This window comes from Corynebacterium yonathiae (assembly GCF_027570195.1).
Taxonomy (GTDB): domain Bacteria; phylum Actinomycetota; class Actinomycetes; order Mycobacteriales; family Mycobacteriaceae; genus Corynebacterium; species Corynebacterium yonathiae.
On the sequence record NZ_JAKMUZ010000008.1, the window covers coordinates 1 to 14,824 of the forward strand.

The window sequence follows — 14,824 nt, forward strand, 5'->3', positions numbered from 1 at the left end:
TGACTCCCTCAACATCGTCGTTAACCTTGATGTTAACAACCTGTTCACCGGAAGACTTCTCTGGAGTGAAAGTAGCCTCACCAGTACCCAGAACAGTCTCGCCATCCTCCTTGGAGATGAGCTCAGCCTTCAGAGTGTATTCCTTACCCGGAACCAGGTCGGTGTACTTGACGGTGTCCTTGACAGTAACGCCAGCCTTTACCTGAGTAGCGTTGTCAAAGTCAGCATTGGTATGAATCTCCGGCTTCCACTCAGTGTTGACGGTCTGCTTCTCATCGTTGAGGTCTTCGTGAGTAGCAATCGTGTTCTCATCAGTGGAATTAGGGGTTTCCTCACCGTGCTTATCTACCTCGGTGGATACGAGCTTCTCGAAGGCAACCGCTGCGTCAACAGCAGGATCTGCATTGTCGTTGACGATGATCTCGACATTCTTCTCACCAGCAGGCTGATTCGGGACAAACTCCGCAGATCCTTCACCCAGTACAGTCTTGCCATCAGCCTTGGAGATCAGCTTCGCCTTCAGGGTGTAATTCTTACCCGGAACAAGATCCTCATACGTCACAGTGTCAATAACCGTGACACCCTTTTCTACACGGTTGCCATCCTTAATGGAAGCTTCCGTTTCAATCTTGGGTTCAAGATCCTTTTCCTGCTCGCTAGTAGTAGGAGTCGGTTCCGGATTAGGAACAACATCGGTCGTCTTATCCGGAGTCGTCTCGGAGGTGGTGTCCTTCGGAGTGGTTGATTCAGAACTAGACGGCTCAGTATTTTCGGTCGTCTCACTGTTAGAGGTAGTCTCCTCATCCGAACTCTCAGGGGAGGTCTCCTCAGTTGGCTTTTCCTCCGTATTTGGAGTCTCTGGAGAGGTCGTCGGCTCTTCGGAGTCACCACCGTTGTCGGGCTCATCAGGCAGACCAGGCTGGTCTACCGGAATGACAGACTGCGCCTTCGAATTGCGATTATTGTTCGGATGCACAACGGTAATAAATGCATCAGCAGGCTGCTTTGCTATCTCCACCGTCGGGTCATTTACAAGCTGCGGCCTATATTCGGTTCCCTCAATTTTATAACCCGTAAGTGCCGTAAACTCTTCGTGCGATCCAGTAAACCCTGGGAAATAGTCTTTGCTGTTCCCTACAATAGTTTTATATGGTAGATACTTTGGGTTCTCTGGCGAATTGAGGAACATCAACAGGTAGACGTAATAATTAGCAGCCGATTTTTTATCCCCTTGGACGGCTGCAGCTTCCATCTTCCGTCCAAGATTAATGACGGCGTCGTGATACCTCTCATCAAACTCAAGTTTCGTAGCGTTCTTCTTTTCATACGCTTCGAACGTATTGAGAGGGGTTTTAGCATGCGGCTCGATACACCACGCCCAGCCCACGTCATTATTTTGGTTTCCACCATTGTTAAAGCCGGGCCCTGCTGGCTCTCCTGCCCAAACAAGCAAACCCCAGGAGTAGTCCGCGGCGAAATGCTGCGGGTCTTTTTCTTCCTTTTTAAGCTCATTGCCCAATGTAGTGTTTGGCGCAAAATCGGTAGGCTCAGCAACCTGCGCCTTAGCCCCCGGAACGGTGACCATGGCCGCAATTACCGCGATTGCAGCGAGCACCGCGGTAAAGACCATCCACCCCTCTCGGGATACGTTTCTTAATTTACTCATTCTTTCCTCTTCGAGCGGCACAAATACTTACATTCGTTTTCCTGCACTGCGAATGCTTTTCGCTGAGCAGAACCTGAAATTGAGACTTGAACACACTGCAGTTAATCAAGGGTTTTCTACCCAAACCTGGATCAACTCTTATTGTGCTCTTAGGATACTATCATGGGAAAATTTAAGGCGCCAGCCAGGAATCTATAGAAATGTACATGTTATGGAAGTTTTCTAGCCCCTTATATGTGGTTAAAGGTGCGTGTTTTCACGAAATAGCCAACTTTAAATACACATTTTCAATTTAAGTCAGCCTCACTTTAGGTTTACGTAGCCAAGCCGCTAACCTAATCAATACTAAGGTTGACCTTAACGATACTGGTTCAAGCGCTTCCATACGCTGCGTTTTATTTGCTTTTGTGCAAATTTGAGGATTGGCCTTGCACTCAATTTCATCGCACTTCTCCGAGTGGCATCCCTTTAAAGTTTGACACTACAGATGTTGCAAGAGTGCATTCGATAGCAGTGCGCAACTGTTCGATGAATCGAACCTTCAGCCAGTCTTAAACCTATTGTCACTTATCTTCACCAATAATATGTGCGCGGAATCTCTCCCTAAGGTCGTCACAATCACACTTGAGGGCCACGCACAGGGGTGGGGAAATTTAGGCAAAGAAAAATCCGCACGGGCCCGGCAGACAAATGCCTTATCTGGTCCGCAGTGCGGATACTGAAATCAATCAGGCCTTAAAGAACGGCAGTGACTTGGTAACCCTTCTCCTGTAGGAGCTGAGAGACTGCCTCGAAAGTTACGTCGTCCTTTTCAGGGTTGTAAGTCTTCGGATTCAGGGCGATATTGGCGGTGTCGCCGTCGTAACGCACGCTGATGAACTCATAGCCTGCCTCGGCATGGGCAGCATCGATAAGAGCCTGCACGTTGTCGTTATTGCCCTGCTCAGCAACGGCAATCTGCTTCTGCTCCGGTGTCGGCGCCGCCTCCTGCGCTGTGGCGCCCAAGCCAAAGAAACTCATGATCGTGACAAGCAGGCCATTCAAGAGCTTGACAAGCATTAAAATAACTCCCTTTGATAAATACGCGGGAATAGGGCCCGCGAAATCTGAAGATTCTCTGCACTTAAAATTCTCCCAATATTAGCCTAATGTTTAACCATGTACAACAGAGAAAGGCTTAACTTGGCATATCATGACGGTGAGGGCAGCTAGGAAACACCGAAATACCCCACCGCTTCTAGGGCGAAACACGGACGGTATCGGGTGGTTGGGACAGCTGCCTTAGAGAAGCGGGAAATTACTCAGACAATAGGAAGACCTCGGGTTGCTTGCTTGAGGGACGGAGGAATCAGAACTTTAAGGGCTGATGTTAGCCGCCGGGACAGAACCCAAGCAGTAGACTGCCACGCAGTTCGCAAAGGGGCACTTCAGCATCACATCAACCTGGTTGTCCTGGCGAGCCGGCAACCCGCTGTAGATATCCAGCCGGTTCGTAAACTGAGGAGTCCGGGTAGCAGACTGACAGACGATGCCACTAGCCTGTGAAGGGGCCTGGTCTACTAGCGGGAGAAGTGCAGGATATTCACAGTCAATCTACAAAGCTGAGCGGAATCAGGAGCAACGGCAAGACCTCCGCCGATTGCTGCCGGGATACAGCTGCACCGCTCAATGTCCGAGGATCCCAAGGGCAGGCCTGGCAGAACGGAAGCACTCAGTGCAATCGATGCGGCTTGGCAGCAACTGTTGCGGCCACCTCATCTCTGCCCTATCCCCTCCAAAATGAGGGTCCCGTCGCACTCTAATAGGTCACTGGAAGCGACGGCAGATCAATTACCCCCTGCAACGAGGTCTTTTAACAGTAACACTCCTCCGCCTTTATTGGTCACTGTGTCGAATATGTCGATACAACGGGGCTCAAAGCTATCGTGATCTCCTTGGTATTTCCAGTAACCTATCTAAAGTTAGTTGATGGTGTTTCCACTAATGTCGCCTGGGAAAGAAGTCTTATCGAGCACGTTAGTAACGGCCCCACTCCCCCACTCTCCTGTAACTGCACACGGAGCTTGCGTAGAAATGCCGAGAGCCCCACCACGCAAGACTAACTGCGCACGGGGCTCTCACACCACGGTGGCGGTAAGGACTACGCCTTACTGATCCTCCATCACATCGTGACGCACGATGGTCTGGTCACGGCCAGGACCGACGCCGATGTAGGAAATGCGGCAGCCGGATAGCTCCTCTAGACGCAGGACGTAGTCTTGGGCCTTTTGCGGCAGCTCCTCAAAGGTGGAGCATTCCGTGATGTCCTCGTCCCAGGCGGGCATGGTCTCAAAGATTGGCTCGGCGTGGTGGAACTCGGACTGGGTAAGCGGCAGCTCATCGTAGCGCTTGCCATCGACGTCGTAGGCCACGCAGATAGGAATCTCGCCAATACCGGTGAGAACGTCCAACTTGGTCAGGAAATAATCGGTAAAACCGTTCACGCGGGTGGCGTAGCGCGCAATGACGGAGTCGTACCAGCCACAACGGCGCTTGCGGCCGGTGTTCACACCAATCTCGCCGCCGGTGGTCTGCAGGTACTCGCCCCACTTATCAAAGAGCTCGGTCGGGAACGGGCCAGCACCCACGCGGGTGGTGTATGCCTTGATGATGCCCAGAGAGGTCTTGATGCGAGTCGGACCAATGCCGGACCCCACGGAAGCACCGCCGGCAGTCGGGTTAGACGAGGTCACGAACGGGTAGGTGCCATGGTCCACGTCGAGCATGGTGGCCTGGCCGCCCTCCATTAGTACGTGCTTGCCGGCCTCGAGGGCTTGGTTAAGCTCCAGTTCGGCATCGATAACCATCGGGCGCAGACGCTCGCGGTAGCTCAAGAAGTACTCCACGATCTGGTCGGCCTCGATGGCCTTGCGGTTATACATCTTCACCAGCATCTGGTTTTTAATGTCCAGCGCAGATTCGACCTTCTGGCGCAGGATGGATTCATCAAAGATATCCTGCACGCGAATGCCAATGCGCGCGACCTTATCGGCATAGGTCGGACCAATGCCGCGGCCGGTGGTACCGATAGCGCGCTTGCCCAGGAAGCGTTCCTGCACGCGGTCGAGCGTCTGGTGGTAGGGCGCCACTAGGTGCGCATTGGCGGAAATCTTCAGGCGCGAGGCATTCGCACCGCGGGCTTCGAGGCCATCAATTTCATCAAAGAGCGCCTCGAGGTTAATTACCACGCCATTGCCCAGCACCGGGGTAGCGTTCTCAGACAAGATGCCGGCCGGCAGGAGCTTCAGTTCATATTTATCGCCGCCTACCACGACGGTGTGGCCGGCGTTATTGCCGCCGTTCGGCTTGACCACGTAGTCAACCTTGCCGCCGAGGATGTCGGTCGCTTTGCCCTTGCCTTCGTCGCCCCACTGGGCGCCGACAATGACGATCGCTGCCATTGTTTAGTCACTTCCTCATTATTGAAGCCAAAATACTCTCCAACCTTACACTTTCCCGGCCCAAAAAGCGCGCGTAGCATGGTGCGCATGCGTTTTTTGTTCCTCCGCTGCGGCGCCCCGGACATCCCCATGCCCGCTGAGGCCCACGATCTCTCGGCCGTTCCTACCCGCAAAGAGCTCGGGCTTATCGACGCCTTCTTATCCCCCCTCCTTCCCACCGACCCCACCCCCTCCCTCGACGACATCGCCGCCCAACCCGACGTCCGCCACCTCGGCGCGCCGGCCCCAGCCCCGCAGGCGCCCCACCTCACAGAGCCCGCCCGTATCGTCGTCGCCGGCTCCGACGCCGCGCTTTCGGCCGTGCTCACCCGCCTCATGCGCTCCGATCGCCTCTGGGCCGAGGTCGCCTTCATCCCCGTCCCCTCGGCCGCAGCATCCGCCTCCACCCTGTCTGCGGCCGCGCAGAACTGGGGCCTTCCCACCGCCCCGGCCGAAGCTCTCGAATTCGCTCGCACCGCCCCGGTCCGCCCCACTCCGCTCATCCGCAACGATTCCGGCCTCGCGGTCGCCGGCTCCGCCACCATCTCAGATGCCACCAACGCCCCTTTCACCGGCGAAATCATCATCGATGACCACACACTGGCCGCCTCCTCCCCCAAGACCTTCGGCGCACGCCTTGTCCCGATGACCGACGCCCCCGGCATCCTCGCCGCCCGCGCTACCTCCCCCGTCGAGTCCCAGGGCCGCCTCCGCTCGCTCCTGCGCAAGCCCGGCCGACTCGACCCCGAATCCGTACACACCGGCCGCGCCGTACAGGCCGGCGGCCCACAGCTGCGCGTCATCGTCGATTCGGTCCCCCACAAGCGGCCGGTGACCCGCGTGACCTTCTACCGCCACCTGCGCGATCTCCAGATCGTCCGTCCTTAGCCCCCGCGCGACGATTTCAGTCGTCGCGCCCCCACACCTCCGGCGGATAGGCCGGGTGCTGCGACGTCGGCACCAGGTGCGCTACGGCCGATTCGCGCGATAGCCCGCACACCATCAGCATGTCGACCACAATGGAACGCGTCTGGCCCAGAATCATATAGGCCGATAACGTGCCGTCCTTGTCAATGATGTCTAGCCCGGCGCGCCCGCCCACGATGCGCAGGCGCTGCACGAGGTCCGGAATCTCAATCGCTTCGTCGTGCCCGTGCTGTTTGCCTTGGCCGTAGAGCTCGCTGATGGCGAGCATGATTTCAGAAAGCTCATCGAGCAAGTCCAGTTGCTCAGCTGAAACCTTGTCGCGATCCTCTGTTAAGCCCAATGCCTGACGGGAGAGCACACGCACGCCGCGGACCGCGTTATCCACCGGCATGAGGATACGCTCGAGAGAGCGAATGCTACGCCGCGATGCCCACAACAGTGGAGAGACCTCCGAGGCCTCCCTACCTGACTGCGCCGCACTCAGCAGGGTATTCACGCTGTCTTGTGTACCGCGCACCGCCTCGCGCGCATCGCGGATGACGGCGGGATCTTGCTGGCGGATGCCATAAGTGACGTCGGCAAGAATGCTCGAGGCAATCTTGAGCACCTTCGATACCTCGCGCCGCGCCTCCACCAACGGGGAATTTGGAATTAGCGCGATGGTTATGAGGCCAATGCCCGAGCCGATCATCGCGTCAATCGCGCGATGCAAGCCACCCGGGCCCTCCGTGGGTGGAAAAATCGTCGCAATCAAAATCGCGCCAAAGACAATCTGATTAGTAATCAGCGGCGACTTGGTCAAAAACGAGCCCACCACCAGGCCCGCGCCCACAATGAAGAAAATCTGGAACGGCCCCTGTCCCACAATCTGGAACAACAAGTCGCCCACGGCCACGCCGATGATGCCGCCAATCGACATCTCCAGCGCCTTCTTCATCCTGTCCCCACCGGACATTCCCAGAATGATGACCGCGGAAATCGGCGCGAAGAACGGCTGCGGGTGCCCCACCACATCCCCGGCCACCCAGTACGCGAGCGCCGCACCAATGGTCGCCTGCACGATATAAACAAACCGCGACCGGATGCGGTTTATCCGCGAGAGTACCGAGCGGTCAATCACCCGCAGCTTCTGCCGCGTTGAGACTCTTTCCTTCGCTTCCGACATGCCTTCCAGCATAGAAGACCGCTCCTACCATCGCCGCCGTCCCCGCGCATCTCGGCCGCCGGTTAACCTGTGGACAGCTCTTGCCGACGCCCCCTTTTCCCCCACCCATCCACAATTTCCCCCTCCCCGGCCGCGCACCACTTGTTCAGCCCTCACGTGCCCTTTAACTTCGCCTGTGTGAACACCGAATTCCTCTTGCTGTGCCGCCGCGGCGTCGACCTCATCGCCGAATTTAAGGGCTGCTCCGAAGACACGCTTGTCGAGGCCGGAGCCAGCCCCCTTCTGGCTGCCCAGCTCGCCCGTTTACAACACGCCTACTTCGGCCGCACATCCAATAGCCGCAAACAGCGCCTCGCGCGCGATGCCGCCCGCAGTCGCGCCCATGACCTCGCCACGCTCGATAGCATCGAGTCCTATACCCGTCGTGTGCGCGATACCAACCGTGCTTGGGATGTGCGCCTAGAGCTCTGCCGCACCGAGGCCCGCCTCATCCCCGCCGTGGCCAAGAAGCTGCTCAAACAAATCAATCCGCCCCGCCGCCCCGAGCCTGGCGTGCGCTATACCCGGCGCCCTGACGGCCCACACACCATCTCGATTACGGCCGATCCCACTGATATCGCCGATATCAAGGGTGTTCTCTCCTCCGTTAACAAAGACGATCCCCTTGCCGCCGCAAAGAAGATCCTCCTCGAGGGCAATCCCGGCGTGCTGCCGGCCGTGCATACCAACGTCATCCTCACCCTGGACCAGCTCGACCGCATCGTCGCCGCGCCTTCCGACGCCTCCGATATCACCCTCCAGCTCACCAACGGCGCCCGTATGACAGGCGCGCAGCTCGTCGCCCGCGCTCTCGCCCGGCGCGGCTATGTCAGCCTCGTTCACCCCGAGCACGGCCCGGTAAACCTGTATCGCACCGAGCGCATGGCCACATGGAAGCAGCGCATGCTCGCCGCGGCCGAGCATCCCGTGTGCGCGTGGCCAGGCTGCAATACGCCCGCCGACGACGCTCAAGTCCACCATCTCACCGCCTGGTCCGCCGGCGGGCCCACAAACCAAGAAAACCTGGTCACCTTGTGTGCGCACCACAACGCCGTCAACCAAGATGATCCCTCTCGGCCCACGGAACGCGGCCGCATGGTGCGCGTCAATGGCCGCATCGCCTGGGTGCCGCCATGGAGCAATACCCCACGTTTTATCCCCAGCCCCGCTCGGCCACCGAATCTCCGCACCTAGCCACCCGGTCCTTAGCCCTCGGTCCCACCACCAGCCAGCGCTGCCTGCGGAATCCCGACCCTGGCCGAAGGCATGAAAAAGCCGCCTCCCACACGGGGAAGCGGCCAGTTCGGCGCGCCTACTTAAGAGACTGCCGCAGCTTGGAAACTTTACTTGGAGATGGACTTGCCCACAGAGTGCAGATCCTGGCAGGACTCGATGACGCGCTCGGACATACCCTGCTCTGCCTTCTTCAGATAGGAGCGTGGGTCGTAGACCTTTTTGTTGCCCACTTCGCCGTCGATCTTGAAGACGCCGTCATAGTTCTCCATCATGTGGCGAGCAACCGGGTTGGTGAAAGCGTACTGGGTGTCGGTATCCACGTTCATCTTGATAACGCCGTAGCGAAGTGCTTCTTCGATCTTTTCCTTCTCGGAGCCGGAGCCACCGTGGAAGACGAAGTCGAAGGCGTACTCATCCTCACCCAGGCCGAGCTTCTTCTGTGCAACCTTTTGGCCCTCGAGCAAGACCTCTGGGCGCAGCTTCACATTGCCTGGCTTGTAGACGCCGTGAACGTTGCCGAAGGTAGCAGCCAGCATGTAGCGGCCCTTCTCGCCGGTACCCAGGGCATCGATAGTCTTCTCAAAGTCCTCTGGGGAAGTGTACAGATTAGCGCCTGCCTTAGCCTGAACGCCATCCTCTTCGCCGCCAACGACGCCGATCTCGGCTTCGAGGATGACATGAGCGTTCTTAGCCTTTTCCAGCAGCTCCTGTGCGATGACCAGGTTCTCGTCGATTGGAATAGCGGAGCCGTCCCACATGTGGGACTGGAACAGTGGGTTCTCGCCGCGGTCGACGCGCTCTTGGGAGATGGCCAACAGTGGGCGGACGTACTCATCGAGTACTTCCTTCTGGCAGTGGTCAGTGTGTAGCGCGATATTAACGCCGTAGTGCTTCGCGGCCTCATGAGCGAATGCGGCCAATGCCTGAGCGCCCTTGACCTTGTCCTTCAGTGCCAGGCCGGAACCGAAAGCGGCACCGCCGGTGGAGAACTGGATAATGCCGTCGGACTCGGCCTCAGCAAAGCCCTTCAGAGCTGCGTTAATGGTCTCAGAGGAGGTGCAGTTGATAGCTGGGAACGCGAAGCCGTTTTTCTTCGCGGTATCCAGCATCTCGTTATAAACCTCAGGGGTTGCAATTGGCATGAGTTTCCATCCTTAAAAGTGGGTTTGTGGTCAAACACGTTCCAACAGCCAAGTATGCCCGTTTCACGAAGATTCTGCCGCAAAAACCATGTGACATTTTCAACCCACCCATATCCGAGGCCAATCCACCCCGAAAAGCGTGGGCTACTTAGCCAGATATCGCGCCACGCGGGCGCCGGCCTCCATCAGCATCCAGCCGGATAGCTGTACGGACAGATCTCGCTCATCTACACGAATGATACCGACCTTTTCACTCATGGTGCGTCGGCCGAAGCCATAATTATGCGGCAGGCGGGCATCGGACAACCAGTCGGAGCCGAAAATCGGCAGGCCATCAACTTCAAGGCGGTGCTCCCACACCGACTCGGCCGAGGCCATCACCATGCGGGCGGCTAGTTTCTTCGTCGCACGGTTGGCGGGGGAATCGCCGGGCAGGCGCACGGCGACGTCGGCAAGATAGCGCATCAAAATGCCTTTAAACAGGCCACCGTCACCATCGCCGGTTTCCCAGTCCACCACGCCCGAGGGCGTAGCCATGCCCGCGGCCACGGTCTGCACCAAGCCCCGGATGCGGATGATGTAATCCATCATCTCGGAAGCCATCTCGGCCTCGTGCACGCTGTCGATCTGCTCCAAGTCGCCCACGCCGGCCTTTTCCCGCAGCGCCAGCACGATTTCCAGGCACGCGCCCAGCACGACGCCTTGGCAGTAGGGGTGGATGTTTTTTACCACCTCAGGGCCGTCCATGCGCATGCGGATGCCGTCCATGATGTAGCCGTCATCGTCAAGCAGGTGGTCATAAATCCAGTCGACGATGTGTCGCGCTTCTTCTATGCGTCCCATGCGCGCGAGCATGATGGCGCCCGGGCCGTTGGAGGGCACGTTCATGAAATTCTCGCCCAGACGCCACGGCAGCACGCCCAGCGATTCATCGAGACCTTCGTGGATATTGCGCTGCAGGGCCGCCAGCCGCTTAGGCGTCTTCGCCTTCTTCAGGCTTTCCACACGGCCGAAGGCCAGCGCGAGCCAGGCCTTGTCATCGTAATACTTATTCTTGGTCAGCTGCGCGAGGTTGCGGATGCGAATGCCACGCAAGGTGTCATAGATGCGGTGGCGGCGCACCTTGGTGTTATTGCGCAGCGCTGCATCAACGAGGCAATCCAGGTAGTGGGCCTGCCACCAGTAGTGCCAGTGGACAAAGAGCTTTTCCTTCGTGGTGGGCGGCCAGCTAACCACTGCAAGATTGGTGCGCGGCAGGCCCCATACGGAGTGCGCGTGGCGCTCATTGATAGCGGCTTCTGCGAGTTCAGCGCGGTGGGCCCATTTTTCTTCCACGGTTCCTCAATCACTCCAGTCGCACGGGTAGATATAGCTAGTGTAACGATCTTCCTACCAGGAATTGGCCAGATCGGCGTGCTGGCGGATCCAAGCGTGCATGGCAATGCCGGCCGCAACGCCCGCATTTATGGAGCGGGTGGAGCCGAATTGGGCGATGGAGCAGGTCATCACGGCGGCATCCTGGGCCGCTTGCGTTACGCCGGGGCCCTCCTGACCGAAAAGCAGCAGGCTGCGCTCCGGCAGCTCGGCCGTTTCCAGGGGCACGCAACCGGGGGTGTTGTCGATGGCAACGACGGTGAGTCCTTCCTCGGCCGCCCACGCAATGAGCTTCTCGACGCTCTCGTGATGCAGCAAGTGCTGGTACCTATCCGTGACCATTGCCCCGCGCCGATTCCACCGCCGGCGGCCGACGATGTGCACGGTATCGACGGCAAAAGCGTTGGCGGTGCGCACGACGGTACCGATATTGGCATCGTTTTCGAAGTTTTCGATGGCGATGTGCAGGCTATGCCGCCGCTTATCGATGTCCTCTTTGATCGCTTCCCTACTCCAGTAACGGTAGGCATCGACAACGTTGCGACGGTCACCTTCGGCAAGCAGCTCCGGGTCATATTTCGCGGCCTCTGGCCCTTGCGGCAGCGGACCTTCCCACGGGCCTACGCCATGGCGGCCCTCATTCCACTCGGTCGGGCCCTTGTTCTCGATCGACTTTCCCTCGACCAGCTTTGTCTCCTCCGGGTTGCCGTGGCCGGCCGCGCTCTCTGCGTTAGGCAAGGTCAAGGTCGCCTAGGCCCAGAAGGGAACGGTACTCGAGACCTTCGGCAGCGATGACGTCGCCGGCACCGGTCTCGCGGTCGACGACGGTCGCCACACCAACAACCTCGGCGCCGGCCTCACGTAGCGCAGCCACGGCGGTCAGCGGGGAGTTACCAGTAGTAGTGGTGTCTTCTACGACGAGGACCTTCTTGCCTTCCACGTCCGCCCCCTCGATGCGGCGCTGCATACCGTGCTTCTTGGCTTCCTTGCGCACGACGAAGGCGTCAATATCGCGGCCGTCGGCATGCATGATGGAGGTAGCAACCGGGTCGGCGCCGAGAGTCAGGCCACCGACGGCCGCGAAATCCCAGTCTGCGGTCAGCTCGCGCAGCAAGGCACCGATGAGCCGGGAGGCCTCGTGGTGCAGGGTAGCGCGGCGGAGATCCACGTAGTAATCAGCTTCCTTGCCCGAGGACAAGGTCACCTTGCCGTGGACGACGGCCAGTTCCTTGACCAGTTCAGCCAGGCGGGCCTTCTTCTCGGCATCCAGGTTCTGCGCGTTGGTGTTCTGAGAATCCACAGTCATCTGCTCCTTGTCGTGGTTCTGATTCGTGCGCGGCGGCAGGCCGCCAGTATCGGACTCTAGGCTACTCTCCCCGGCGAGGATCCGATTCCTCGGCCGCAGGCTCGCTAGAGGCAGCTGAATCTGTGGGGTGGGAATCGGTCCAGCTGGCGGAGCCGCCGGTGGTGGTGTCGTCGGTGGCGGAGTCGCCAGTGGTGGTGTTGTCGGTGGGACTGTCGAAGATTGAGGCGGCGCGGAACTGCTGGCGCGGCAGGCGGGCGGTTTGGGAATCGGGGGTGGGGCGCTCGCGGCCGTCGGCAATAGCGTCTACTTCGTCGCCGCCTAGGGCGCTGTGTTCGACTGGGCCGCGGGTGTCGGAGTAGGCCCGGGACGGCATATCCAACGGCTCCTCCGGCCGTTGGATAACGGGCCGCTCGAACTCTGGCGCGCCCGCGGCTGGTGCGCCACTGGTGGCTTCGACAACAGGCTGGGCGGGAATGTCGCGGGCCGGGTCCAATTCCTCGAGGCGCACCACGTGGGTAGCCGAGGAACGCGGTGGGAGGACGCGGGCGGCATCCGCTAGCAATGCAAGTGGCGGCAGCATAGCTCCCCATTCCGCAGACCGCGCCTGCTTCGTGGTCTGTGCCAGCACCCACTCTGTTTCCATCCACAGTGCGGTAACCGCCTCGGGCATTTGCTGTAGGGCAACGTGGACGCGCTCGTCCACCATGCGCTCGGTAACGGCGCTATCCGAGGAATACACGTCGAACCCCTCAATGGTCATAGCCAGAAGCAAATCTTCGGAGGCCTTCGCGTCGTCGCGGCTGAAGCGGCGAAAATCCACCACCATGTCTGAGGCCGCGCCGGTACGCATAGCCATGACGTTAACGCCATCGATATCCATTAAGAGCATCTCGTGGCCATATACGTTGCCCGCGACAATGTCTTTGGGCGCCGCTCCAGTGGAGGCCACTCCCCTGGTCCACTCGTCTACGAGATAAGGGTCGGACTTCATAAACTCGAACCCTTTGGTTTCAGCCCAATTGCGGCGCTCGCGGCGCATAGCTCCCGGGAGGATAGGCCGGTGGCGGGCGTGCGGCTTGGAAAGCGCAGGATGCTCGTTGGCAGCTTCCTGATTCGGCTCGTGGGCCAGGTCGTGGTCTGGCTCGCGGATCGGGTCGCGCTCAGCGGCTGGCTCCGGCTTGTTGGTTAGTTCAGTCTCTTGCTGCGGCGCGGGCTCTGCTGTGGCTTTGGAAGAGGGTGCGGGAGTTGAAGCAGTTGGCTCGGAAACGAGGCTGCCTACTTCAGGGGCGGGGCTGACTGCCTCGGAAGCGGGGCTGGAGTCGTCGCCCGGAGTATCAGCAGGCGAGGCATCGGCAAGCGCAACCTGGGTGGGCGCGGAGTCTGCGGGCGTAGGGTCCGCGTCGGCGGAGGAGGCAGACGTGGCGGTGCGCTGTTTGCCGTCGTAAAGCAGCAGGGCACCACCGGCAATGCCGAGAAGAAGCGCGAAAGCAAGGATTAGAAAAGCCATCACCCCTCGATAGTAGTAGGAACGAGCAAGCCCTCAGCGCTCGGCGCGCGGACGCGGGAGGCTGAGGGCGAAGGCGAGGGACGAGGGCTACGGCCGGGCTGAGACGATTAGCCGTTGACAGTGAAGCGATCGCCGCGCTCGACCGGGTTCTTGGGGTTGGCAGACCACTGGGACCAACCGCCGACGTAATGGCGCAAGCCGGTGAAGCCGGCGTCTTCCATGGCAGCGAGGGCAAGGGCCGAGTGGTTGCCGGAGCCGGAGTAGATGATTGCGCCTTGCACGTTGTCGGGGGTAAGGCCGGCGGCGAAAAGCACTTCGCGGATTTCGCCCGCAGACTTCCAGGTGCGCAGTCCATCATTGTGGAAGAGGCGCTCCGGCACATTAACGGCACCGGGGATGTGGCCGGCCTTGAGGTCGAGGTTCTCGCGGCGGCCGGCGAAACGGTTGCGGGTGCGGGTATCGATCAGCAGGCCATCGTGATTGCGCACATCATCGATGGTGGCCACGGGCATCTGGCCCGGATTGACCGTGGCGGTAGCACCGACAGCGAAGTTGCCGGGGCCGGTCAGCGTGGTATAGCCCAAGTGGCGCCAATTGGCTAGGCCACCGTCGAGGATGCGGACGTTGTCCAGACCAGCCCAGCGCAAGGTCCACCACGCGCGGCCGGCGAAAAGGCCTCGACCCTCGTCATAGACCACGACGGGGCGATCCTCACGGATTCCCCACTGGCGGAAGTGCTCCTGCAGCTTATCCGGATCCGGTAGCGGGTTGCGGCCTACCTGTGAGCCGGGAAGGCCGGCGAAGGAATTGGCGGTATCGCTAAACAGTGCCGTCGGGATGTGCAGGGAGGTGAACTGGTTATAGCTCTGGCGCAGCTGGGGCTGCCAGTGGGTGGCCAGGAGGGTGACGCGCTCGCCGTGATAAATGGATTCGCGAAGTTCTTGCGGGGAGACCAAAATGCTCATGCCCCCGAGTTTAGGGGC

12 protein-coding genes are annotated in these 14,824 nt (G+C 59.5%); 2 read left to right on the top strand and 10 right to left on the bottom strand.

The window, feature by feature from the left end; all coding sequences use genetic code 11:
• The 3 genes from L8V22_RS05200 to L8V22_RS05210 form a co-directional block, all read right to left on the bottom strand.
• The coding region (locus tag L8V22_RS05200) for a VaFE repeat-containing surface-anchored protein (RefSeq protein WP_269966415.1) at positions 1-1,666 on the bottom strand (1,666 nt) is incomplete at its 3' end.
• Between the two features lie 735 nt (positions 1,667-2,401).
• A complete protein-coding gene (locus L8V22_RS05205) occupies positions 2,402-2,725 on the bottom strand; it encodes a malonyl-CoA-ACP transacylase (protein ID WP_238801393.1) in 324 nt (107 codons plus the stop codon).
• Between the two features lie 1,088 nt (positions 2,726-3,813).
• Entirely contained in the window at positions 3,814-5,106 is a 1,293-nt protein-coding gene (locus L8V22_RS05210) for an adenylosuccinate synthase (protein ID WP_238801392.1), read from the bottom strand.
• An 87-nt stretch (positions 5,107-5,193) separates the two neighbouring features.
• On the opposite strand from L8V22_RS05210, the gene L8V22_RS05215 reads away from it, so the two are divergent.
• Positions 5,194-6,033 carry a hypothetical protein gene (locus L8V22_RS05215; RefSeq protein ID WP_238801391.1) on the top strand — a complete coding sequence of 280 codons (840 nt, stop codon included), beginning with the start codon at positions 5,194-5,196 and terminating at the stop codon, positions 6,031-6,033.
• 16 nt (positions 6,034-6,049) lie between these two features.
• Here L8V22_RS05215 and L8V22_RS05220 read toward each other — a convergent pair whose 3' ends face one another.
• Positions 6,050-7,249: an FUSC family protein gene (locus tag L8V22_RS05220; protein WP_238801390.1), complete on the bottom strand. Its 1,200-nt coding sequence runs from the start codon at positions 7,247-7,249 to the stop codon at positions 6,050-6,052.
• Between the two features lie 165 nt (positions 7,250-7,414).
• Here L8V22_RS05220 and L8V22_RS05225 point away from each other — a divergent pair, with 165 nt between their 5' ends.
• Entirely contained in the window at positions 7,415-8,470 is a 1,056-nt protein-coding gene (locus tag L8V22_RS05225) for an HNH endonuclease signature motif containing protein (RefSeq protein ID WP_238801389.1), read from the top strand.
• A gap of 149 nt (positions 8,471-8,619) precedes the next feature.
• Here the strand turns inward: L8V22_RS05225 and fbaA are convergent, their stop codons facing one another.
• The 6 genes from fbaA to L8V22_RS05255 all read right to left on the bottom strand — a co-directional run bounded on the left by fbaA (position 8,620) and on the right by L8V22_RS05255 (position 14,806).
• Positions 8,620-9,654, bottom strand: coding sequence for a class II fructose-bisphosphate aldolase (gene fbaA, locus L8V22_RS05230; protein ID WP_238801388.1), 1,035 nt, complete (start codon positions 9,652-9,654; stop codon positions 8,620-8,622).
• Positions 9,655-9,798: 144 nt separating this feature from the next.
• Positions 9,799-10,989 (bottom strand): glycoside hydrolase family 76 protein, encoded by a 1,191-nt coding sequence (locus L8V22_RS05235; protein WP_238801387.1) that lies wholly within the window; start codon positions 10,987-10,989, stop codon positions 9,799-9,801.
• A gap of 54 nt (positions 10,990-11,043) precedes the next feature.
• Positions 11,044-11,715: a TrmH family RNA methyltransferase gene (locus tag L8V22_RS05240; protein WP_238801410.1), complete on the bottom strand. Its 672-nt coding sequence runs from the start codon at positions 11,713-11,715 to the stop codon at positions 11,044-11,046.
• A gap of 43 nt (positions 11,716-11,758) precedes the next feature.
• Entirely contained in the window at positions 11,759-12,334 is a 576-nt protein-coding gene (gene pyrE, locus L8V22_RS05245; protein ID WP_238801386.1) for an orotate phosphoribosyltransferase, read from the bottom strand.
• A gap of 61 nt (positions 12,335-12,395) precedes the next feature.
• Positions 12,396-13,841 carry a type III secretion system chaperone family protein gene (locus L8V22_RS05250; RefSeq protein WP_269966416.1) on the bottom strand — a complete coding sequence of 482 codons (1,446 nt, stop codon included), beginning with the start codon at positions 13,839-13,841 and terminating at the stop codon, positions 12,396-12,398.
• A 107-nt stretch (positions 13,842-13,948) separates the two neighbouring features.
• Positions 13,949-14,806 carry a sulfurtransferase gene (locus L8V22_RS05255; protein WP_238801384.1) on the bottom strand — a complete coding sequence of 286 codons (858 nt, stop codon included), beginning with the start codon at positions 14,804-14,806 and terminating at the stop codon, positions 13,949-13,951.
• Between the last annotated feature and the right edge of the window lie 18 nt (positions 14,807-14,824).

Bases quoted from the DNA above. Each gene is read 5' to 3' on its own strand.
- L8V22_RS05205 (WP_238801393.1), bottom strand. From the start codon at position 2,725: ATGCTTGTCAAGCTCTTGAATGGCCTGCTTGTCACGATCATGAGTTTC.
- L8V22_RS05210 (WP_238801392.1), bottom strand. From the start codon at position 5,106: ATGGCAGCGATCGTCATTGTCGGCGCCCAGTGGGGCGACGAAGGCAAG.
- L8V22_RS05255 (WP_238801384.1), bottom strand. From the start codon at position 14,806: ATGAGCATTTTGGTCTCCCCGCAAGAACTTCGCGAATCCATTTATCAC.
- L8V22_RS05250 (WP_269966416.1), bottom strand. From the start codon at position 13,841: ATGGCTTTTCTAATCCTTGCTTTCGCGCTTCTTCTCGGCATTGCCGGT.
- fbaA (WP_238801388.1), bottom strand. From the start codon at position 9,654: ATGCCAATTGCAACCCCTGAGGTTTATAACGAGATGCTGGATACCGCG.
- pyrE (WP_238801386.1), bottom strand. From the start codon at position 12,334: ATGACTGTGGATTCTCAGAACACCAACGCGCAGAACCTGGATGCCGAG.
- L8V22_RS05220 (WP_238801390.1), bottom strand. From the start codon at position 7,249: ATGCTGGAAGGCATGTCGGAAGCGAAGGAAAGAGTCTCAACGCGGCAG.
- L8V22_RS05215 (WP_238801391.1), top strand. From the start codon at position 5,194: ATGCGTTTTTTGTTCCTCCGCTGCGGCGCCCCGGACATCCCCATGCCC.